22 protein-coding genes are annotated in these 22,302 nt (G+C 39.4%); all 22 read right to left on the minus strand.

Annotated elements, in window-relative coordinates:
* Window positions 1-26: 26 nt before the first annotated feature.
* Window positions 27-629, minus strand: a complete 603-nt coding sequence (locus AB3I27_RS06335; protein ID WP_002308610.1) for a YtxH domain-containing protein — start codon at window positions 627-629, stop codon at window positions 27-29.
* Window positions 630-631: 2 nt separating this feature from the next.
* The gene (locus tag AB3I27_RS06340) at window positions 632-1,072 is read right to left on the minus strand and encodes a DUF948 domain-containing protein (protein WP_002308608.1); all 441 of its coding nucleotides are present in this window, start codon (window positions 1,070-1,072) and stop codon (window positions 632-634) included.
* Between the two features lie 124 nt (window positions 1,073-1,196).
* On the minus strand, window positions 1,197-2,135 hold the full coding sequence (gene galU / locus AB3I27_RS06345; protein ID WP_002308607.1) for a UTP--glucose-1-phosphate uridylyltransferase GalU: 939 nt from the start codon (window positions 2,133-2,135) through the stop codon (window positions 1,197-1,199).
* 14 nt (window positions 2,136-2,149) lie between these two features.
* Window positions 2,150-3,175, minus strand: coding sequence for an NAD(P)H-dependent glycerol-3-phosphate dehydrogenase (locus tag AB3I27_RS06350; protein ID WP_002308606.1), 1,026 nt, complete (start codon window positions 3,173-3,175; stop codon window positions 2,150-2,152).
* A gap of 43 nt (window positions 3,176-3,218) precedes the next feature.
* Window positions 3,219-4,049 carry a prolipoprotein diacylglyceryl transferase gene (gene lgt, locus AB3I27_RS06355; protein WP_002308605.1) on the minus strand — a complete coding sequence of 277 codons (831 nt, stop codon included), beginning with the start codon at window positions 4,047-4,049 and terminating at the stop codon, window positions 3,219-3,221.
* A gap of 14 nt (window positions 4,050-4,063) precedes the next feature.
* On the minus strand, window positions 4,064-5,002 hold the full coding sequence (hprK, locus tag AB3I27_RS06360; RefSeq protein ID WP_002289568.1) for an HPr(Ser) kinase/phosphatase: 939 nt from the start codon (window positions 5,000-5,002) through the stop codon (window positions 4,064-4,066).
* Between the two features lie 165 nt (window positions 5,003-5,167).
* On the minus strand, window positions 5,168-5,518 hold the full coding sequence (locus AB3I27_RS06365; RefSeq protein ID WP_002303620.1) for a phage holin family protein: 351 nt from the start codon (window positions 5,516-5,518) through the stop codon (window positions 5,168-5,170).
* Entirely contained in the window at window positions 5,518-5,826 is a 309-nt protein-coding gene (locus AB3I27_RS06370; protein WP_002292752.1) for a PspC domain-containing protein, read from the minus strand. Before AB3I27_RS06370 ends, AB3I27_RS06365 begins: the two co-directional genes overlap by 1 nt.
* Before the next feature lie 175 nt (window positions 5,827-6,001).
* Complete coding sequence (liaX, locus tag AB3I27_RS06375; protein ID WP_254755130.1) at window positions 6,002-7,570, minus strand: daptomycin-sensing surface protein LiaX; 1,569 nt, start codon at window positions 7,568-7,570, stop codon at window positions 6,002-6,004.
* 99 nt (window positions 7,571-7,669) lie between these two features.
* Window positions 7,670-8,437, minus strand: coding sequence for a YibE/F family protein (locus tag AB3I27_RS06380; protein WP_368022952.1), 768 nt, complete (start codon window positions 8,435-8,437; stop codon window positions 7,670-7,672).
* Window positions 8,434-9,126: a YibE/F family protein gene (locus AB3I27_RS06385; protein WP_002316420.1), complete on the minus strand. Its 693-nt coding sequence runs from the start codon at window positions 9,124-9,126 to the stop codon at window positions 8,434-8,436. Before AB3I27_RS06385 ends, AB3I27_RS06380 begins: the two co-directional genes overlap by 4 nt.
* A gap of 563 nt (window positions 9,127-9,689) precedes the next feature.
* Window positions 9,690-10,367: a phosphate signaling complex protein PhoU gene (phoU, locus tag AB3I27_RS06390; RefSeq protein WP_002289490.1), complete on the minus strand. Its 678-nt coding sequence runs from the start codon at window positions 10,365-10,367 to the stop codon at window positions 9,690-9,692.
* 12 nt (window positions 10,368-10,379) lie between these two features.
* The gene (pstB, locus tag AB3I27_RS06395; RefSeq protein ID WP_002292757.1) at window positions 10,380-11,138 is read right to left on the minus strand and encodes a phosphate ABC transporter ATP-binding protein PstB; all 759 of its coding nucleotides are present in this window, start codon (window positions 11,136-11,138) and stop codon (window positions 10,380-10,382) included.
* A 15-nt stretch (window positions 11,139-11,153) separates the two neighbouring features.
* Window positions 11,154-11,960 (minus strand): phosphate ABC transporter ATP-binding protein PstB, encoded by an 807-nt coding sequence (pstB, locus tag AB3I27_RS06400; protein ID WP_002308601.1) that lies wholly within the window; start codon window positions 11,958-11,960, stop codon window positions 11,154-11,156.
* 14 nt (window positions 11,961-11,974) lie between these two features.
* Window positions 11,975-12,859, minus strand: coding sequence for a phosphate ABC transporter permease PstA (pstA, locus tag AB3I27_RS06405; RefSeq protein ID WP_002292759.1), 885 nt, complete (start codon window positions 12,857-12,859; stop codon window positions 11,975-11,977).
* Window positions 12,859-13,779 carry a phosphate ABC transporter permease subunit PstC gene (gene pstC, locus AB3I27_RS06410; protein ID WP_002292761.1) on the minus strand — a complete coding sequence of 307 codons (921 nt, stop codon included), beginning with the start codon at window positions 13,777-13,779 and terminating at the stop codon, window positions 12,859-12,861. Before pstC ends, pstA begins: the two co-directional genes overlap by 1 nt.
* A gap of 114 nt (window positions 13,780-13,893) precedes the next feature.
* A complete protein-coding gene (locus tag AB3I27_RS06415; protein WP_368022953.1) occupies window positions 13,894-14,751 on the minus strand; it encodes a phosphate ABC transporter substrate-binding protein PstS in 858 nt (285 codons plus the stop codon).
* Window positions 14,752-15,087: 336 nt separating this feature from the next.
* Window positions 15,088-16,536 (minus strand): cardiolipin synthase, encoded by a 1,449-nt coding sequence (gene cls / locus AB3I27_RS06420; protein WP_060806678.1) that lies wholly within the window; start codon window positions 16,534-16,536, stop codon window positions 15,088-15,090.
* A 151-nt stretch (window positions 16,537-16,687) separates the two neighbouring features.
* On the minus strand, window positions 16,688-17,572 hold the full coding sequence (gene ftsX, locus AB3I27_RS06425) for a permease-like cell division protein FtsX (protein WP_002292767.1): 885 nt from the start codon (window positions 17,570-17,572) through the stop codon (window positions 16,688-16,690).
* Window positions 17,565-18,251: a cell division ATP-binding protein FtsE gene (gene ftsE, locus AB3I27_RS06430; RefSeq protein ID WP_002292768.1), complete on the minus strand. Its 687-nt coding sequence runs from the start codon at window positions 18,249-18,251 to the stop codon at window positions 17,565-17,567. Before ftsE ends, ftsX begins: the two co-directional genes overlap by 8 nt.
* A gap of 104 nt (window positions 18,252-18,355) precedes the next feature.
* A protein-coding gene (prfB, locus tag AB3I27_RS06435) for a peptide chain release factor 2 (RefSeq protein ID WP_096948712.1) occupies window positions 18,356-19,457 on the minus strand; the annotation gives its coding sequence in 2 pieces (ribosomal slippage) (window positions 18,356-19,384 and window positions 19,386-19,457; 1,101 coding nt in all).
* Between the two features lie 126 nt (window positions 19,458-19,583).
* Window positions 19,584-22,118 carry a preprotein translocase subunit SecA gene (gene secA / locus AB3I27_RS06440; RefSeq protein ID WP_002308589.1) on the minus strand — a complete coding sequence of 845 codons (2,535 nt, stop codon included), beginning with the start codon at window positions 22,116-22,118 and terminating at the stop codon, window positions 19,584-19,586.
* Window positions 22,119-22,302 lie beyond the last annotated feature (184 nt).

Raw genomic sequence — 22,302 nt, forward strand, 5'->3', positions numbered from 1 at the left:
CTTTTTTATTCTAGAAATGAGTAATCTTAGTGATTGGTAGTCGAATCTGTCATTGTATCTTTCATTTCTTTTTTAGCTTCTTTTGCATCTTCTTTTGCCATTTTCAACATTTCTTTTGTGTCATCTGCAACTGGTTTTGCTTCTGACATTCCTTCATTGACCGTCTCTCCTGCTTTATCTGCAGCATCTTTTACATCGATCATGATATCTTCTGAAGTATCTTTAGCAATACTACCTAATTCGTCTGCTGGCTTTTTCAGATCTTCTGCTGTTTTTTTGAAACGATTAGATAAATCAGCTGATTGTTCTTTGAGGTTTAACAAGATATCATCTGATTCACTTCCTGCTTCCTCTGCTGATTCACTTACCTTCTGCTTAACATTGCCTGCTAGATCCCCTGCTTGTTGAGAAAGATCTTGCGCTTTTTCTTTTGCAATACCTGTTAACTCAGATGATTTTTCTTTTGCCATATCTGTGTAATCTGAAGCCATGTCCATCAAATCATCTGCTTGAGCAGCCAATTCATCCCGAAGTTCTTTACCAGATTTGGGTGCTAACAATAATGCGGCGATTGCTGCGGCTGTACCTCCAACTACTGCACCTAATAAAAATCCACCTTTTTTAGCCATTCTTATTTTCCTCCTGTCGTTTCAGTATGTTTTTTGTTTTTAAAAAATTTCATCGCTGTTCCACCGACTTTTCCGGCAACAGTCGCTTTAGCTGTCGTTTTTCCGATTCCGCCGACTTTCGTCACGATGTTTTTACTAGAATGATTAAGTTCCGATACACTTTCACTTAAATCAGCAACTGCTGTGAACAATGGATCGATCGTTGCGACTTTTCCATTGATATCCAAGAGCAGCTCATTACTTTTGACTAGCAAGCCTTCTACTTGTCTAGATAAAAGATCTACGTCTTGTGTGACGATCTCAATTGTCGTATTTGCTTCTGCGACAGTCTGGTCTACTTTTTCTAAAGTTTTGGAAACTTGCAACAATACGCGAACGATGAAAACGACAAGTATCGCAAAGGCGATTGCTGCGATCAATCCTGCAATTTCTCCTCCTGACATGATCAAACTCCCTTCTTCTCTCTCTTTTCTATAAGGATAGCATTTTCGTGTTTTTTAAACAAATAAAAACGAGCTTCAACTACTTTTTATTCAATTAGCAGCTGAAGCTCGTTAGAAAAAAAGATTATTTTTTCTTTTCTTCTTTGATTTCTGTTATTCCTTTTGGATTATGATTGATCTTGCTTCCTTCTGCTTCTAATGTTTTACCTAAAGACATGATGTATTCACGCAAAGGTGCCCCTACTTCTGGATGTGTCAGACCATATTCAATACTTGTTTTCATAAAACCAAATTTGTCACCAACGTCATAACGTTTACCTGTGAATTTACGGGCAAATACGCGTTGTGTTTTATTCAACGTATCGATTGCGTCAGTTAGTTGGATCTCATTTCCAGCACCTGGTTGTTGTTCTGATAATACATCAAAGATTTCTGGAGTCAATAAGTAACGCCCAATAATAGCTAAATCACTTGGTGCTTTGCTTGGATCTGGTTTTTCAACAAAGTTTTTGACATTGTATAACCCATCTTCCAGTACTTCCCCTGGGTTGATGATTCCGTATTTTGAAGTTTCATCGTGAGGAACTTGCATAACGGCAATCGTAGAAGCGTGTGTACGCTCATAGTCATCGATCAATTGCTGTGTCAATGGTACTTCGTCTTCCATGATATCATCGCCTAGCATAACGACAAACGGTTCATTTCCAATAAAGGCTCTTGCTTGAAGAACGGCGTGTCCTAACCCCTTTGGATGAGATTGACGGATGAAATGCAAATTGACATCTGTCGTTTCTTCTACTAATTTCAATAATTCGGTTTTTCCTTTTTCACTTAGGTTTGTTTCTAATTCGATATTTGAATCAAAGTGATCTTCGATTGGTCGTTTAGCTTTTCCTGTAACGATCAAGATGTCTTCGATTCCTGATTTCAACGCTTCTTCAACGATGAATTGGATCGTTGGTTTGTCCACGATTGGCAACATTTCCTTTGCCATCGCCTTTGTTGCTGGTAAAAATCTTGTTCCTAATCCTGCTGCTGGAATAACTGCTTTTTTTACTTTCATATACATTCGCTCCTTCAAAAAATTGTTAATGAGAATTCATTTTCTTTTTTCCCATCACGTAACATGATTTCTTTTGCGGCTGTTTTGATTTCTTTTTGTTCATACAGCACTTCATAGATTGTTTGAGTGATGGGCATTTCGATTTCCATCATTTGGGCTAGTTCCATCGCTGCTTGAGTAGTATTCACACCTTCAACAACCATTCCCATATTGGCTAGCACCTCTTCTAGAGGCTGACCTTGTCCTAACAAGTTGCCTGCGCGCCAGTTTCTGGAATGAACACTTGTGCAAGTAACGACTAGATCACCTACTCCGCTTAAGCCAATAAAGGTCAGTGGGTTGGCACCCATTGCTACACCTAAACGGCTGATCTCAGCTAATCCGCGCGTCATGATTGCCGCTTTTGCATTATCGCCAAACCCTAAGCCGTGAATAGCACCAGCTCCAATGGCAATAATATTTTTCAAAGCTGCTCCCATCTCTACACCAATCACATCAGGGTTGGTATAGATTCGAAAATAATGGTTCATGAACAGCTCTTGTACATATTTTGCTGCTTTTACATCTGTGCTTGCCGCTGTGATCGTCGTAATGTCATGCTTTGCTACTTCTTCCGCATGGCTTGGCCCAGAAAGAACAGCAACAGCTTTTCTTTTTTCTGTCGGGATTTCCTCTAACAAGATTTCAGAGATTCTTTTATGCGTTCCCTGTTCTAATCCCTTACTTGCGTGGATGATCACTGGCTTCGTATTCAATTTGGCAACTAGTTCTTTTGCAACAGAACGTATCGCTTTCGTTGGGATAACGAATAGTACCGCATCTGCATCTTTTACTGCATCTTCCATATCGGTGAATGCTCGGATGGAATCGGGTAGATGATGATCTGGTAAATAACGTTGATTGGTGTGTTGGGTGTTGATTTCTTCTACTTGTGAAGCACGATGTCCCCAAATCCGAACGTCATGTCCGTTTTCAGCGAGGACTTGTGCTAAAGCAGTCCCCCAAGAGCCTGGTCCTAAAACCGCTACTCTATAATTCATTTTACCACTCCTGAAATTTTTTTCATTTTTAACGCTCTAAAAATCAAATAATTTGTTGATTTTTTCCTAATGAGCGGTCATAATCCGGTAAATTTCCTTTTTTTCTACGCCAAATAAACAGAATCAATGTGCCGACAAATAAAACAGCAGACAATAATTGAGAAATGCGGATCACACCTAAAAAGTAAAGGCTGTCTGTGCGTAATCCTTCGATAAAGAAACGTCCGAAACTATACCACATTAGATAACATAAAAGGACTTCTCCTTTTTTCAAAAGATGTGGTTTCTTCCGCAAAACCAAAAGCAGAATAAATCCAATCAAACTCCAAAGTGATTCATAAAGAAAGGTTGGTTGTCGATAGATTCCTTCGATATACATGTTATCAATGATGAATTGCGGTAAATGCAGACTTTCTAAGAAACTTCGTGTCGTGTCTGGACCATACGCTTCGTGGTTCATGAAATTTCCCCATCGTCCGATTGCCTGCGCCAATAATACGCTTGGTGCAGCGATATCTAAAAAGGTCCACAAAGAAATAAAATGATATTTGGTAAAAAAGTACAGTGTGATTGCACCTGCAATCAATCCCCCGTAAATCGCTAATCCTCCTGAACGGATATTGAATATCTGGATTGGATCAGCTATATATTGGGGAAGATCGAATAAAACATAATACAAGCGGGCACCAATAATGGAAATCGGCAATCCCCACAACATAAAATCTGTCACGTCATCTGCTTTTAATCCTACCCGAACAGCTTCTCTGCTGCTGAGCCACATGGCAATAATGATTCCTGATACGATAATCAATGCATACCAGTAGATAGGAATTCCTACAAGCTCAAAAGCAACTCGATTGATTTGTGCTAACATATTGTCACTCCTTGCTAGTCATTGCCTGAGTTTTCTTCAATCAAGCGACTTAATCTTTCTTCAAATGTTTTCGTTGCGTCAAAGCCCATTGTACGTGCGCGGAAATTCATTGCGGCTACTTCAATGATGATTGCAACGTTTCGTCCTGTTTTGACAGGGATTTTTATTTGTGGAATGCCCACTTCCGCGATTTCAACGGTCGTGTCTTCAGAGCCCAGACGGTCGTATTTCTTATCTTTTGCCCATGCTTCTAGATAAACAGCTAACTGGACTTGCATAGAGCCTCGTACCGCACTCGCACCGAAAAGATTCATTACATCTATGATACCGATCCCTCGAATCTCAATCAGATGTTCCAGGATTTTAGGAGGTTCTCCGATTACCGTCAGTTCATCTTGCTGATAGACATCTACTCGATCGTCTGCGATCAATCGATGTCCGCGCTTAATCAGTTCCAACGCCGTTTCACTTTTCCCTATCCCACTGTCCCCTTGAATTAGTACACCTAATCCGTAGACATCGACTAACACACCGTGGACACTTGTTCGAGGGGCTAAGCGTCCATCTAAATAACTAGATAATTCACCTAGCAGCCGGGACGTTGAGATAGGCGAACGCAGCACAGCTATCCCATTTTCATTGGCTGCTTGGATCATTTCTTCCGGAGCCGGCAATCCTCTTGAAATAATAAATGCGGGCATATCTTCACTACATAATCTTCTCATAATGATCAAACGCTCTTCTGGGATCATCCGTTCCGCAAAACTGATTTCTTTACTGCCAAATAGCTGTAAACGATTATGGGAATAATAATTAAAATAACCGGTCAACTCTAGTCCTGGGCGTGAGATGTCCCCAGTCACGATGACGCGGTCTAAACTTTTCTCGTCGCCTGTGACGATTTCCAAAGATAATTTTTTTACTAATTGGCTAACTTTTACAACTTCTGACATTCATGCTACCTCATTTCTATTAGAGTGTTCTCTATCATTTTATCATTGTCTAGCCAAAAGTACTACCAATTAAAAAAAACGTTTTTATTTAATTACCAATGTAATAGAAAACGCATTCTTTATTCTAAACAAAAAAGCTGCGCCGAGATCTCGGCACAGCTTTTTTTATTTTCTGCTGTTATGTTCACTAACAATTACATTGACAAGTGACATCAAGATAGCTACGAATAACGCTGCACCAAATGAAGAAAAACTAAAATGTTCTGCTCCTACAAAAAAGGAAGTCATTTTAAGAATCGCTGCATTGATAACAAACGTAAACAATCCCAATGTGACTAATGTAAAGGGCAGGGACAGGATCGTCAAAATCGGTTTGACAAACATGTTCAACACAGATAATACGAAGCTGGCAAGAACGGCCGTCCAAATACTGCTCACATGGACCATCGCAGGAAAAAGAACAGCCAACGATATGAATGTTAACGTATTAACCAAAATACGCTGAAAGTACGACATTAAAAGTCACTCCATTCGTCATCATCGATTTTTTCCGCTTCTTTGCGTTTTTTTGTTTGTTCACGATAATTGTTTTTTTCATAATATGCATTGTTATGTCCATAGTTTGTTCGTGCAGAACGCGCAGATGGGATAATCAAAGCTAATAAAATGTATAAAATGATTGGACTTCCAAAAGCAACTAAGCTTAAGAATACATAAAGCACACGGATAACAGTGGGATCAATCCCGATATATTCCCCAATCCCTGCTAAAGTACCTGTCAAAACAACATTTTTATTGGATTTTGTCAACTTTTTTTTCATCATGTCTCACCTCTGTTCTACTATTTTAAATGAAGAAAATCGTTGTGACAACCTTCTTCTTAATCGGTGTTCAAGAGATAGCCTATCGGCAATAAGGCACATTTTTTTAAAATAGGGGAAGCTATTTTAAAAAATCGCTTCTTATTGCTCAAGGCTGAACATCTCTTTCACAACCTCTTTATTTATCTGTATCTTTTAAATAGATACTTCCTGTTGTCGTTGAAAGCTGCACTTGTGCGATCTCATCATCTGAAACACGACGGAATTGCAACATTTGGTTTGTCCGTTCTTTTTTCTCACGAACTACTTCGTAATTGGACAGACGGCTGTTGATGCTTCCAAGACTTGTTTTAGCGTGTCCTTCCAAACCGATGCTATCTGGTAAAGCAACTTTGACATTCCCGTTCACTGAACTTGCTTCTACTTTTTTCAAATTATCTTCTTTAATCGTAAGACGTACATCACCATTTACTAAAGACACAGAAAGGTTTTCTGGTGTGGCACCAAATGTCACTGTACCGTTTACTGTTTCGATAATAGAATCTAAGATGTTCCCGTTTCGAATATCGATATTGCCGTTTACACCTTCTACTTCCAGCATCGTTGCAGTTAATTGGTTCACGATGATGTTCCCATTCGTAGATTTTGTATAAATATCTTTAGCTTCCAATGTCTCAATCATGATGTTGCCATTTAGAAGTTTGATAGCTACATGGTCGTATACTCGTTTAGGTAAGTAGAAAACAAGGTCTGCACGCACACGCTTATTTGGAATTTGAAAGGAGATATGATCTTCATTGACCTCGATCTGGCTCCGTTCAGAGAATGCTTCAAATGGTTCAGCACCCATTTTTCCGTAAAGTTTGATCTTGGCTTCCACTTTCACATCATCACTGTTCCACGTTTTTAACGTCACGTTTCCGTTTGCTGCCTTGATATCAAGGATACTTGCTGCAGGAGCTTCATAGTAAAATTCATGTTCAAATTTCGTTATCGCAATTCCAGGGACGCGTAAGCTGACATCTTTCCATTCCATGTTATCATTTACTGTTTCTGAAACAGTTTGGAATGTTTTCTTCAAGAATTTGCCTAACTGTGATCCAGCTTCTGACATTTTTTCGCCTACTTGATTCAGCGTATCTGTCGCTTGATCTTTCCAATCATCTGGCAATTCAAACTTATCCGTAAATGTTTCTTTTTTCTCAGACCATTGGTTCTTGCGGATATCTTTTAATTCTGCTTCCAGCTTCAATTGTTCTTCTAATAGTGTATCGCCGGTTGCTTCTAACTCTTTGATTTCTGCTTCTAACGTTTGACGCTGTGCTAATTCTTCTTCTGTCAACTCGCCTAATTCTTCTTTTGTATTCAGCTGCATCAATGCTTCCTGTTTCTCATTACGTGCTGCCTTATTGTCAGCGAATTGAGCATTTACTTCGTCTAGACGCGCCGAAGTTTTATTCGCTTCAGTTGCTAGTTCATCTAAGATCTTTTCTAAGTTTTCTTGATCTTGTCTTTCTTTTTCTTTTGGATCAACTGGCTCAGAAATTTTTTCTTCACCGTTTTCAAGTTCATCGATCAATTGACTTGCCTGATCTTTTTCTTTATGACTAGCAGTTACCTTGTCTGCTTCTTTTTTGATTTGTTTTTCGTCTTTTTCAGTTGCCATGCTTTCTAATAAATCTAAGCCTTCTTCAGTCGAAAGGATTCCTTTTTTCACTAAGTCTAAAATACGTTCTCTTTCTTTCATGGAAATTGCCTCCTTAAGCAAAATTGTTTGCAAGCTTTTCCTTACATCCATATTATGCACTGATTCAGTAAAAATGTCATAGGACTTAAGTTGTAACTTTTACTCCATCTTGAGTTGTTCTTTCTTTTTTGTAAAGAAATATGCTGTAGTCACGCAAGTTAAGGGCAGGACAAGTAGTGCGGCCAGTGTGGTAAGAATAGCCATCGTATATTCCAAGACAAATGATTTTTCATTGATTATTTGCTGAAAAGGAATGTCTAAGTCAATAAACCAAAGAATCAACGCTAAAGAACTCCCCATAAACGCAAAAAGAAGCGTCATCACTGTTGATGCCAATATTTTTTTAGCAATGGCAAAGCTAGCATGGCGCAATTGGTTAAAAGACATTTGCGGATTTGCCTGATATACTTCGAATGTTCCACTAGAAATCGCTACACTCGCATCTAAAACAGCTCCGCTAAGACTGATCAGAAGCAACGACCTCGTAAGTAGTCTAAAATCAATTGCTAACGTCTTATCTAAGCCAGATAGTTCTTCTAGTTCTATCGAAGTAAAGCCTTGGATCGCTAAAAAATCAGTGATAGGAATCAATAGTAGGAAACAAAACAAAAAGATCAGTATACTGGCAAAAGCGGCTCGCATTTTCAGATTATAACCGTTGATAAAAAATAAGATAACCACAGCGATCAATAGGAACCCTATAATCGACAATACCAATATCGGCCACTTCTGATGATAGCCGAATAATAATAGGAAAAAGATTCCTAAATTAATGAATAATCCTAAAAGAATATACATACCTTGCGTACCACCGACAAATAGCACACTGATTGCAAAAATCCCAACAAGTATAATAAGTACATTCATTTTTTTAACCTCCTTACAGCGAGAAAAAAGAGGACCGCGATGGGGATTGATAATACTATTCCTAAGCTGCCAGCAATGACGCGTAAAAGTTCTAATGATAAATGTCGTTCTACCGTTTCTTTGAAAGACCATTGATTTCCTAAATATAACAGAAGCGATGGAATCGCTCCGCTGATATAGACGAATAAAAGGATATTAGCCATCGAACCAATCACATCTCGGCCCACTTGCCTTCCTGAAAGCCATAGCTGTTTCGCTGATATTTTCGGTTGTTGCTTGGTCAATTCTTCTAATGTCGCAATAACTGTGATCACGGTATCGAGTGTCCCTCCAGCTGTCCCGATCAGCACGCTGGAAAGAAAAACAGATCGATACGGTCGTGTCAGATAATTCAGTTCTTCATAGCGAAGTCCTTGATCTTTCCAATGATTCATTGTCAAAAGACAAATAAAAAATGCTAAAAAAGCACTTATAACTGCAGCCGAAATTTTGATTATACTGCTTCTATTCCATCCGTCTAACGCCAATATACTAACGATTATCCCTATAACGACAAATAAGATTGCTATATTTAAGAGAGAGATACCTTCTGTTTTGGTAAAGAGGAGCAACAAAAGTAAAAGTAAAACGATGTTGATGATGAGACTTCCTAAAGCAAATACGCCCTGTTTTCCACCAATAAGCAACATGGTGCCAATGAAGACACTTGTAAAGAAAAAAAGCCAGCCATCATTTTTTTTTGCTACTAGTTGCCATTCATCTCCATGCATTTGGACAAGATAGATTTGTCTTGTTGTTATATTTGCTGTTTCGATTTGATTTTTTTGATAAGGAGCCGATAAAGAAATCACTTCTCCTTTTTGGTCCGTGTTCATCAATCTTCCTGTAATCAATTGTTGATCCTCTTCTATTCTCACTCTTTCGATCTCGATGACAGGTACGTCATATAGAGCAGCTTGACGCTGAATAAACCATGAAGCAAGTATACAAATAAAAAATAGAGTGATGATGATGCTAATCTTTTTTTGCATTCTTTATCCTTTCTATTGGAATAATGAAAAGGGTTTGTGACATGTTTTGTCACAAACCCTTTTCCAGAATAAACGGTGTTCAATCAGCTGACCTTCGGTATTAGCTCAAAAAACGGCAAAATATGAGGAACTATTTTACCGTTTGTTTCTCTAATACTCAGGACAAAACGCTGATTTCACAACCTCTTTTCCTAAATAAACAGCAGAATCACAACTTCAGTTTAGAAAATCTCATTGTGGTTCGTATTTAATTCAGTGATTTTCCCTGTAGCCAAGTAGACGATCCATTCACAGATGTTTGTCACATAGTCTCCGATTCGTTCTAGATAGCTGGCAACATTCAAATAGTCTGTGCCACTGATGACTGTTTCAGGATTTTCTTGCATGTTTTTGATGGTTGCATTATAGATTCGATTGAAATAGTCATTGACTCTTTGATCCATATTGGCGATTGTACGCGCATCTTTTTCGTCTGTTTTGACATACGCAACTAGGACGTTGTCCACCATTTTTTTCACGTAATCGGACATATCGGAGATCTCTTTTTCGATTTCCGGTATTCTCGTCTGTCCTTTTACGCGGATTGTGGATTTAGCAACGGACACCGCATGATCGGCCATACGTTCTAAATCAGAGCTAGCTTTCATGACCGTGATAATCATACGCAAGTCAGTTGTAACTGGCTGTTGTAATGCAATCATTTCAAAACTTTTCTTCTCCAAACGCGTTTCCATATTATTGATATTTATATCGTTTTCGATAACTTCTTGGGCTAAGATTTTATCGTGTTTGATGTATGCACGAACTGACTTGTGCACAGCGCTGCTCACCATCATCCCCATTTCGTAGAACTGATTATGGAGATTCAGCAATTCTTCTTCAAATTGTGTACGTAGCATTCCGTTTCCTCCTTATCCAAATCGACCTGAAATATAATCTTCTGTCTCTTGTTTTTCTGGATTCATGAATATCTTCTTCGTATCGTTGTATTCGATCAAGTGACCATCTAAAAAGAATGCCGTCTTATCTGAAATACGTGAAGCTTGAGACATATTATGTGTCACGATGATCATCGTATACCGCTCTCTTAATTCTAACAGCATACTTTCGATTTTCCCAGTAGAAACAGGGTCAAGTGCACTTGTTGGTTCGTCCAATAAGATGATTTCGGGATTCACTGCCAAAACACGTGCGATACATACACGCTGCTGCTGCCCACCGGATAAAGACAAGGCACTTTTATGCAGTTTATCTTTCACATCCTCCCAAACGGACGCTGCCTTCAGACTTTCTTCCACTACTTGATCAAGGACTTTTTTATCTTTTTCACCTTTTAACTTCAATCCATAGATGACATTTTCATAAATAGAAAAAGGAAATGGATTTGGCTGTTGGAACACCATGCCGATTTCTTTTCTTAGTTCAACAACATCTGTTTTCGGACCATAGATGTCTTTGTCTTTATATAAAACACTTCCGGTGATCGTTACATTTGGAATCAGATCGTTCATTCGATTCAACGAACGTAGATAGGTAGATTTCCCGCAACCAGAAGGACCGATCATCGCTGTGATTTCACCTTGATTGAAACTTAGATCAATTCCCTTTAGTGCTTCTTTCTTTCCATAATACAGATGAAGATCTTTGGATGAGATAATTTCTTTTGTCATGTTGAGGCCTCCGTCTTAACCAAAATGACCGGACACATAATCTTCGGTTGCCTGAATTTTTGGTCTGGTAAATATCTTGTTTGTTTTGTCATATTCCATTACTTTTCCTAGATAGAAAAAGGCAGTATAGTCGCTGATACGAGCTGCTTGTTGCATATTATGCGTCACGATAATGATCGTGTAGTCTTCTTTCAAGTTTACAAGTGTTTCTTCAACCGTTCCTGTCGAAATAGGATCCAAGGCACTTGCCGGCTCGTCTAACAGCAAGATATCGGGTTTCATCGCGATTGCACGAGCGATACACAAACGTTGCTGTTGTCCGCCAGATAAAGCCAAGGCACTTTTATCCAAGCTATCTTTTACTTGATCCCACAAAGCTGCTTGTTTCAAGCTTGTTTCAACGATTTCATCTAATTTCTTCTTGTTTTTTTCACCATGCTGTTTCAAAGCAAAAGTTATATTGTCATAAATCGATTTGCTAAAAGGGTTGGGGCGTTGGAACACCATGCCGATCCGTTTACGCATTTCATAAACATCCACTTGAGGCGCATTGATATCCACGTCTTTATACATGATCTTTCCAGTAATTTTCGTATTAGCAATCCCATCATTCATACGATTCAAAGAACGAAGATACGTGGATTTTCCGCAGCCAGAGGGACCAATCAATGCAGTGATCTTATTTTTTTCGAATTCTAGATCCACTCCCTTGATTGCTTCATTGTCGCCATACCAAACATGCAGATCATTCGTATATAATGCAACTTCCTTATCTTTTGGCATGGTAATGACATTTGTTTCATTCCAATTATATTTTTTCATTTTACTTCTTCTCCTTAGGCTGAAGTCATTTTTCGGTATAATCGTTTGCCAATCGCACGAGCGCCGAAGTTGAACAATAAAACAGCAATGATCAACACGGCAGAAGCGCCAGCCGAAACAGAAACACCATCAGGCATCGTACCTTCTGTGTTGATCTTCCAAATATGGACAGCCAGTGTTTCAGCTTGGCGGAAAATGCTGATCGGACTAGAAACACTTAATGGATTCCAGTTCGTAAAATCTAATGCTGGCGCGCTTTGACCAGCTGTATAAATCAATGCGGCAGCTTCACCAAAAATTCTTCCTGAACTTAGGATCACACCAGTCAAAATTCCTGGTGTCGCTTCTGGAACAACCACTTTTATCACTGTTTCCCAGCGTGACAAACCTAACGCCAATCCAGCTTCTCGTTGTGTGTAATGGACCGCTTGTAAAGATTCCTCGACCGTTCGAGTCAAAAGAGGCAAGTTGAATACGGTCAAAGCTAATGCACCAGAAATGATTGAGAAACCATACTGGAATTGAATAACGAAAACCAAGAAACCGAATAAACCGACAACAACAGAAGGCAAAGAGCTCAAGATTTCGATAGACGTACGGATCACGTCTGTCAGCCAGTTTTTTCCGGCATATTCCGAAAGGTAGATACCCGCACCTAAAGAGATAGGAAAACTGATGATCATGGTAATCAAAAGCAAATAAATCGAGTTAAATAATTGAATCCCGATCCCACCGCCTTCTTGGTAGGCTTTGGAAGGTTCAGTCAAGAATGACCATGAAATGTGCGGTATTCCTCGAACTAAGATATAAAGTAATAAAGCTGCTAAGATCAATACGATGATCCCTGAAACCACATATAGAACACCTGTAGCAATTTTATCTGAGCGTTTTGCGTTCATTATTTCAGCTCTCCTTTCTTCCCAATCATACGGATCACGATATTAAAGAATAATGACATCAATAGCAAGATCAGCGCTAATGACCATAACACATTATTTTCAACTGTTCCCATGATTGTATTTCCGATTCCCATTGTCAAGATGGACGTCAATGTAGAAGCAGGAGTAGTAAGTCCTGTTGGCATTAATGCCGCATTACCAATAACCATTTGGATAGCTAAGGCTTCACCAAACGCACGAGCCATACCAAAAACGACTGCTGTTAAAATCCCGGGCACTGCTGCTCGCAGCACCACTTTGTAGATTGTTTGCCATCTTGTGGCACCTAGCGCTAATGAAGCTTCCCGATAGTGTCGTGGCACTGCCTTTAATGCATCCACAGTCATCGTTGTGACAGTCGGTAAGATCATAACGAATAACACAAATGTACCAGCTAAGATACCGAACCCTGTCCCGCCAAAGATACTTCTGACAAAAGGCACGATAACAGATAAACCGATAAATCCGTAAACGACAGACGGAATACCTACAAGTAGCTCGATGACCGGTTGCAAGATCTTCGTTCCGTTTTTAGGAGAAATCTCCGTCATGAACACTGCTGCTCCAATAGCAAATGGTGTGGCAACAATAGCAGATAAAAAGGTCACAATAAATGAACCTGTGATCATAGGCAATGCCCCTACCATTGGTTTCCCATTTGCTCCGATTTGGCTTGGATTCCAATCTGTACCAAACAGAAAATCAAATACATTGATCTTATCAGTAAAAAAGGTGGCCAATCCTTTACTAGCGACAAAATAAAAAATAGATAATACAACCAACACGATCAGCGCGATACACAAAAAACTAATGAATTTTCCACGCTGTTCCATTTTGGAACGTTTTGATTTTGTTAATAATACTTTTTTCACATCTTCCACAGATGACTCCCCCTTAATCAGGTTTAACATACTCACTCAGTGTACAAATTGAACATCAATTTGGTTTTAATAACATGTAAAAGTTTAGCTAAGTTTGTAAATTTTGTGTAAAGATTACTCTTTAACAATGTTTCCTTGCCAATCACGTTCAACTTTCATATGTGAAACAGGGATATAGCCTAGCTCTCCGACAATATTATCTTGTACTTCATCCGATAAGATATAGTCTAAAAATTCTTTTGTCAGTTTTTTTGGATGATCTCTTGTGTACATATGCTCATATGCCCAAATCGTCCATTTGTTCGTTGTCACATTTTCATCTGTCGGTTCCACACCGTTAACATTCAACGTATCCACATCATCGGAAACGTAAGAAAAAGCAACATAGCTGATTGCTCCGGGTGTGTCTGCAACGATTTGGCGCACCATTCCGCTTGAATCTTGTTCCTGTGCCTGAACAGCTGTTTCTCCGTCCAACACCCATTTCTCAAACGTACTACGGGTCCCACTTCCTGATGCACGGTTCAGTATAACTACTGGCTGATCTTTCCCACCGACTTCACTCCAGTTTTTGATCTCACCCGTAAATAATTTTTTCAGGTTCTCCATACTGATATCTTTTACGCCAATATCCTTGTTCACAATAGGAGTGATTCCAACAACTGCTACTCGATGATCGACTAATGCCGAAGCATCAATCCCTGATTTTTCTTCCGCGAACAAATCAGAATTTCCGATATCGACTGCTCCTGACTGTACTTGAGACAAACCAGTTCCGCTTCCGCCCCCTTGTACATTGATGAATTTTCCAGGATTTTCTGTCTGGTAGGTTTCAGCAACCGTTTCTATTAAAGGCTGTAAGGCAGAAGAGCCAACTGCAGTAATGGATTCTCCTCGATCAATCCACTTTGAACAGCCTGATAAAAGAATAGCTAATCCTATTATTGGTAAGAATAATTTTAGTTTTTTCATTAGAAATCTCCTTTAATCCTAAAGTATGTCTATTCTATCATTTTCATTACTTGATGAAAACGAATCAAAACCATTAAATAACAAAATAAATTCTCATAATTGCAAAAAAAGCTATCTCATTAAAAGTTTCTATGCTATACTGGCTTTGAAATGTGTCTCTTTTAATAGCATATATTAGCTTATTTCTTGCTTTCCCCAAAAAACAAGAGATACCCCAAAGTTAATTTCGCTCATGCGAGACGCTTTCTCCATTTCTGACGTACTCTCAGAAATGGCCCCGAGAAAAAAGGACACGAGATTTCCATCTATTGATGGCTCTCCTGTCCTTTTTGTATTTTAAAGGAGCGGCGAAATCAGTCTTGCTAATCCTTCTTTCATCTTGATCATCATCCCTCGGTTTTCATACACTTCTTTTGTGAGATGCGTCGAAATCTTTGAATCTTCAAAGAATGCTTTTCTTACGCGAGAAGCCATTCGTTCATCATAGATCAGTGTATTGACTTCAAAATCCAATCTAAATGAGCGAACGTCGATATTAGCTGAACCAACGGAAACGATGCCGCCATCGATAATCATCGTCTTTGCATGGATAAATCCATTTTCATATGTTTCGATTCTTGCCCCATACTCGATCAGCTCTGCAGCGAAAGAATACGTTGCCCAGTAAACGAGAAGATGATCTGGTTTGTTAGGTATTTGGATATGGACTTTTACGCCTGAGAGAAGAGCCAACTTCAATGCCTCATGAATCGATCCATCCGGTATGTAATACGGCGTTTGGATCAATATCTCCCGTTTGGCTAACGAAATCATTTTCAAATATGTCATTTTGATTTGCTCATGTTCGGTATCTGGTCCGCTTGTCACGATTTGAACAGCCATATCACCTGTAGAATGAATGGTCGGGAAAAATTCCGGTGAATATCCTACTTCTTTTGTATGCTGAGAATTCCAGTCCATCAAAAAACGGTTTTGCAAGGTGTAAACCGCTTCTCCATAGATACGCAGATGATTGTCTCGCCAATAACCAAATTTCTTTACCAATCCTAGATATTCGTTTCCAACATTGAACCCACCTGTATATCCGATTTTCCCATCAATCACTACGATTTTACGATGATTGCGATAATTGATTCGAGGATTGATATACGGAACGAATAGAGGAAAGAAAAATGCGACTTCTCCACCTGCTTTTTTCAAATTCTGAAAAAAACTAGAAGAAACTTGTGTGGAACCCCATGCATCAAGAAGGACTCTGACTTTTACTCCGCGTCTTGCTGCCTCTGTCAATGCCTCTCGAACTTCTTCACCTAATGTATCACTGCGGTAAATATAATATTGGAAATGGATATGGTCTTCTGCCTGTTTGATATCCTCGATCAGCGCATCGAATTTTTCACGACCATCTGTAAATAAAGTGATTTCATTTTTAGTCGTATAAAGCGTACTTTCAAATACAGTAAGCATATAGATCAATTGTTTCACATCTACTTGTCCAGTAGGCGGATGAGGATAAAGTCCTCGCATCAATGCTTGTTTATCTTCTTCGATTTCTAGATTCTTACCGATTTTCCCTTGGATCTTCAAATCAAAGATTTTCTCTTTGGAAATCCCTCTTCCTAAAAAAATATATAAAATAAATCCTACAACTGGAATGAACATCAAAACGAGCAGCCATGCCCATGTTTGCGCAGTTTCCTTTCTTTCTCGAAAAACGATAATAAAGGAAAGCAAAATATTCATAATCAAAAGGATCGTAAAAAAATTGTCAACGATAATCTTCACGTCTTCACCTCTTTTTCTACCAACTTAAGAATACCCAAGTTGTTTTTTAAAGTAAAGAGAAAAAAGCCGCCCCATTTACTCCACCTAGCTGATAAAAAAAGAAAGCTGGAACGAAATCGTCCAACTTTCTGATTATATTTATCTTGTGACACTAGAATTTCAAGAAACGTCTCATAGAGATGATCGAGCCGAGTGAACCAATGATCACACCAATACCGACCATCAAAAGATTGATTTTCCAAACGATATTTTCTGGATGGATCAATGAATAATGAGATCGTAATAATGACGGATTGATCAATTGGTAAAACCATGCGTAACCAAATGTAATGATCAGTATCGGAAGAATGGCACCGATTAAGCCGATCCAACCACCTTCAAGGAAAAATGGCCAGCGGATATATCCATTTTTTGCTCCTACTAAACGCATGATTTGAATTTCACGCTGTCTAGATAAAATCGTGATCCGAATCGTGTTAGAAATGAGAAACATTGCTACAAACAACAGCAAGGCCGCCGCAACTAATCCCCATGTTCGAACTGCACCAGCAATTTGGAAAATCCGATCTGAGGAAGCCCCACCGTAATCAGAACGGGAAACATTCTTCAAATCTGCCGCTTTTTCTGCTACTTGTTTTGTATAAGAAGGATCGGTAGCACTTACTACGTATACATCATATAACGGGTTATTATCCCCTTCAAACAATTTCCAAGAATCGCCCATTTCGTTTTGGATTTTCTTCAATTCCTGTTCTTTGCTTGAAAATTCGACTTTTTTGACATGATCTAAGTCATTTAATTCTTTTTCTAGTTTTTTCATCTCTTCGTCTTTTGTACCAATGTCTACGAACACAGATACATCCACGTTTCCTTCTATATCTTGTGCTAGTTTGGTTGCGTTCATGATGACCGCCATGAACACACCAACTAAAGTCAACGTGATCGTTACCGCACTGACCGAAGCTACTGTCATCCAGCCGTTACGTTTCAAACTCTTGATACTTTCTAATAAATGGCGGAAAAAGGTTCTAATCATCGTATCCATATTCCCCTTCCGCTTGGTCTCGAATAATGCGGCCGTTTTCGATAGCAATTACTCGGTGTCGAATCGTATTTACGATCGTACTGTTATGTGTAGCCATCACGACAGTTGTTCCTTGTGCATTGATCCGATCTAATAGTTTCATGATTTCCCATGAGTTTTCCGGATCTAGATTCCCTGTCGGTTCATCCGCGATAAGTACTTTAGGTGTATTTACGATTGCTCGGGCAATAGAAACACGTTGTTGTTCCCCACCAGATAATTCGCTAGGAAAGACTCGGACTTTGTGTTTCAAACCAACAAGATCCAGCACTTCCATTACTCGTTTTTTGATATCCCGAGGTTTTCTGCCGATAACTTGCATGGCGTACGCAACATTTTCATATACTGTTTTTCTTGGTAATAATTTATAGTCTTGGAACACCACGCCGATTTCTCTGCGTAGATAAGGAACTTCGCGGTTTTTGATGGCTATTAGATCATGACCTGCGACGTTCAAAGTTCCTTTTGAAGCTTTTTCTTCTCGATACATCAATTTGATGAATGTAGATTTACCAGCTCCAGACGGACCAACAACATACACAAACTCTCCTTGTTCGATGACAATCGAGAGATTGCGGATAGCAGTGGTACCGTTTGAGTACTTCTTCATTACATCCTTCATTTCAATCATGGCGTTCTCTCCATATCTTTTTCAGTCTTTAGCTATTATAGCATGGCAATGTTTCAACTTGCTTGCAAAATCTTACAATTTTATTTCAATTTAACAAAGGGCTCTTATTGCAGATGCATTTTCAAATAGCCGTCAATAAATAAATCAAGATCTCCGTCCATAACAGCTTGGACATTTCCTGTCTCTACGTTTGTCCGATGGTCTTTTACCATAGAATATGGATGGAAAACATAAGAACGGATCTGTGATCCCCAGCCGATTTCTTTTTGTTCTCCTCTCAGTGCAGCTGCTTCTTGTTCTTTCTTTTCCACTTCTAATTGGTAAAGCTTAGCTTTCAGCATCCCCATCGCTTGTTCCCGGTTTTTCAATTGTGAACGTTGTGCCTGACTCGCTACTACTGTTCCTGTAGGCAAGTGAGTGATTCGTACAGCGGATTCTGTCTTATTGATGTGCTGACCACCTGCACCACTTGCCCGATATGTGTCGATCTTCAAATCATCTGGATTGATTTCTATATCGATCGTTTCATCAAGCTCTGGCATCACATCTACCGAACAAAAAGAAGTATGACGACGTTTTGCTGAGTCAAAAGGCGAGATACGTACAAGGCGATGAACACCTTTTTCTGATTTCAGATAGCCAAATGCGTTGTGTCCTTTGATCAGTAGGGTCACACTCTTGATTCCTGCTTCATCGCCTGCTTGATAATCTAGTGTCTCTACTTGATACCCATGCTGCTCTGCCCAGCGTGTATACATGCGTAAAAGCATGCTGCCCCAGTCTTGGGACTCCGTTCCGCCAGCCCCTGGATGCAATTCGACGATGGCGTTGTTTCGATCATAAGGACCATCTAACAACATAGATAATTCATACGTCTTCATTTTTTCATCTAGCGCATTGATACGTGTTTCTGCTTCTTCTTGCATTGCTGCATCAGGTTCTTCCTGCAACATCTCCACCATCAATTCGATTTCTTCCAGTTCTTCAGCAAGAGAATGGAATTGATCATAAGTTTCTTTATTTGCATTGTTTTCACTGATCACTTTTTGAGCAGCTTCGCTATCATCCCAAAAACCAGGTTCAGCCATTTTTGCTTCTGCTTCCGCAATGTCTTCTTCCAGCTGGTCTAAGTCAAAGAGACCTCCTGAAGCTTGTGACCTTTTCCTGCATTTCTGTCAGGAGATTTCGAATTTCGGATATTTCCATGTTTTTTTCCTTCTTTCACTATACTTTTTTTATTATATCTAGTCTAACAGAATCGTCAAATAACAGAAAGAAGGTGAGACAAATTCTTTAAAAAAGAATTTGTCTCACCAATCCTGCTGTCAGAAATTAGTTTGCATCTTTTCCGTGACAGTTCTTATATTTTTTCCCGCTTCCACAAGGACAAGGATCATTTCTACCAACCTTGTTCACATGGATTGGTTGTTTTTTCGCGCTAGTATTACTGTTTTCTTTGGCATCTCCATCTTCTGAGTGAGAAGCTGTTCCTTGAGAAACTTGCTCACGTTGTACGTTTTGACGGATCTCAGCTTTCATGAAGATACGAGTGACTTCATATTCAATGGCACCTACCATATCTTCGAACATCTTATAACCTTCTGTTTGGTATTCGACTAATGGATTGTTTTGACCATAGGCACGCAAGCCGATTGACTGACGTAATTGGTCCATTGCATCAATATGATCTGTCCATTTAGAGTCCACGACACGTAAGATCACGACTTTTTCAAATTCAAGCAGTTGCTCTGGTCCGTTCAATTGAGCTGCTTTGGTATTGAATACTTCTTGTGCTCGTTCGTTTAGATATTCTTTGATTTCTTGAGAGGTTTTTCCTTCGATATCTGTAAGGGAAATACTGTCTTCATGGACAAGCGTGCTGCCAGCAAAATCGACGATACTTTCCAAATTCCAATTTTCTTTTTCTAATTGCGTATGCGCATCTACCACACGACTGATTGTCCGTTTGACCATATTCATCAGTGGTTTAGATAAGCTTTTTTCTTCCATGATCACTTCTTGACGCTGTTTATAGATTACTTCACGTTGCTCACGCATCACGTCATCGTATTGCAAGACGTTCTTACGTGTGTCGTAGTTGTTTCCTTCTACGCGTTTTTGTGCAGCTTCTACTTGTTTCGTCAGCATCTTGCTTTGGATCACAGCATCTTCGTCACCGATCTTCATTCGATCTAAGAAAGCTTTGATTCGTTCTGAACCGAATCGTTTCATCAAATCATCTTCTAAAGACAAGTAGAATTGTGACATACCAGGGTCTCCTTGACGTCCTGCACGTCCTCGAAGCTGGTTATCGATACGACGAGATTCATGTCGTTCTGTCCCGATAACTGCTAGGCCACCAAGTTCTCTTACGCCAAGCCCTAGCTTGATATCTGTTCCCCGACCAGCCATGTTGGTAGCAATCGTCACTGCACCTTTTTGACCCGCATTCATGATGATTTCTGCTTCTTTAAAGTGATTTTTCGCATTCAGTACTTCATGAGGAATACGTTCTTGATTCAGCATATCTGATAATAACTCAGATGTTTCAACCGCAACAGTTCCGACTAAGACAGGCTGTCCTTTGCGGTAGCGATCTTTGATATCTTGTACGACAGCATGGAACTTGCTTTGTAATGTTGGGTAAAGCAAATCTGGTCGATCGTCACGGATGACCGGACGGTTTGTCGGAATCTGGTATACTTGAATATTATAAATCTCTCTGAACTCTTCTTCTTCTGTCTTAGCTGTACCAGTCATCCCCGCAAGTTTCTTGTACATACGGAAATAGTTCTGGAAAGTAATCGTCGCCATCGTTTTCGTTTCGTCTTCGATCTCTACGCCTTCTTTAGCTTCGATCGCTTGATGAAGACCATCTGAATAACGGCGTCCATCCATGATCCGACCCGTAAATTGGTCAACAATCAATACTTTTCCATCTTGAACAACATAATCGATGTCTAAAAGCATGATGTAGTTGGCTCTCAATGCTTGATCCAAGTGATGGGTCAATGCAGTATTTTCAATGTCATATAAGTTGTCCAAACCGAATGTTTCTTCAGCTTTTTCGATCCCTGCTTCAGTTAAACTGATTGTTTTTGATTGTATATCGATTTTATAATCTTCTTCTTCTTTCAAACGTTTCACGAAGTTGTCTGCTCTTGTATATAAAGCTGTTGATTTTTCTGCTTGCCCTGAAATGATCAGCGGCGTTCTCGCTTCATCAATCAAGATCGAGTCAACTTCATCGACAATGGCATAATTCAGCGGACGTTGTACCATTTGATGACGGTAAACGACCATGTTGTCTCTCAAATAGTCAAATCCTAATTCATTATTCGTGCTATAAGTGATATCGCAATTATAAGCCTCGCGTTTTTCATCCGAAGATTTTGAGTTGATATTCAACCCAACTGTCAATCCTAAGAAATTATAAAGCTCGCCCATTTCCGTCGAGTCACGGGTTGCTAAATATTCATTGACGGTAACTACGTGGACCCCTTCGCCAGTCAACGCATTCAGATACACCGGCATCGTTGCAGTCAAGGTTTTACCTTCACCAGTACGCATTTCAGGGATATTCCCATCGTGAAGCACGATCCCACCCATTAATTGTACGTGGTATGGATATAACCCCAATACACGTTTTGCTGCTTCCCGAACGACTGCAAAAGCTTCCGGAAGTAATTGATCTAATGTTTCTCCTTTTTGGTATCTGCTCTTGAATTCAGCAGTTTTTGCTTGTAATTGTTCATCAGTTAATGCTGCCATTTGGTCAGCGTATGATTCAACTTTTTTTGCAATGCTATCTAAACGTTTTAGTTCTTTCTTATCATTTTCGATAAGTGAACGAATCAAATTGGCCATGCGTTGTGTAATCTCCTTTTCCTTCTGTGTATTATCCAGACTATGTAGACTCTACTTTTTATTTTATCATTAGTTATAGATAATTGAAATATCTTAATCGTATTAAAGTAAGAACTTCATAATTTATTCATATTTTAACTAAAAAAGAGACGAACTCAAAAAAACTTGCGGCAGCTATTGACAG

The organism is Enterococcus sp. C46, assembly GCF_040887565.1.
Taxonomy (GTDB): domain Bacteria; phylum Bacillota; class Bacilli; order Lactobacillales; family Enterococcaceae; genus Enterococcus_B; species Enterococcus_B lactis.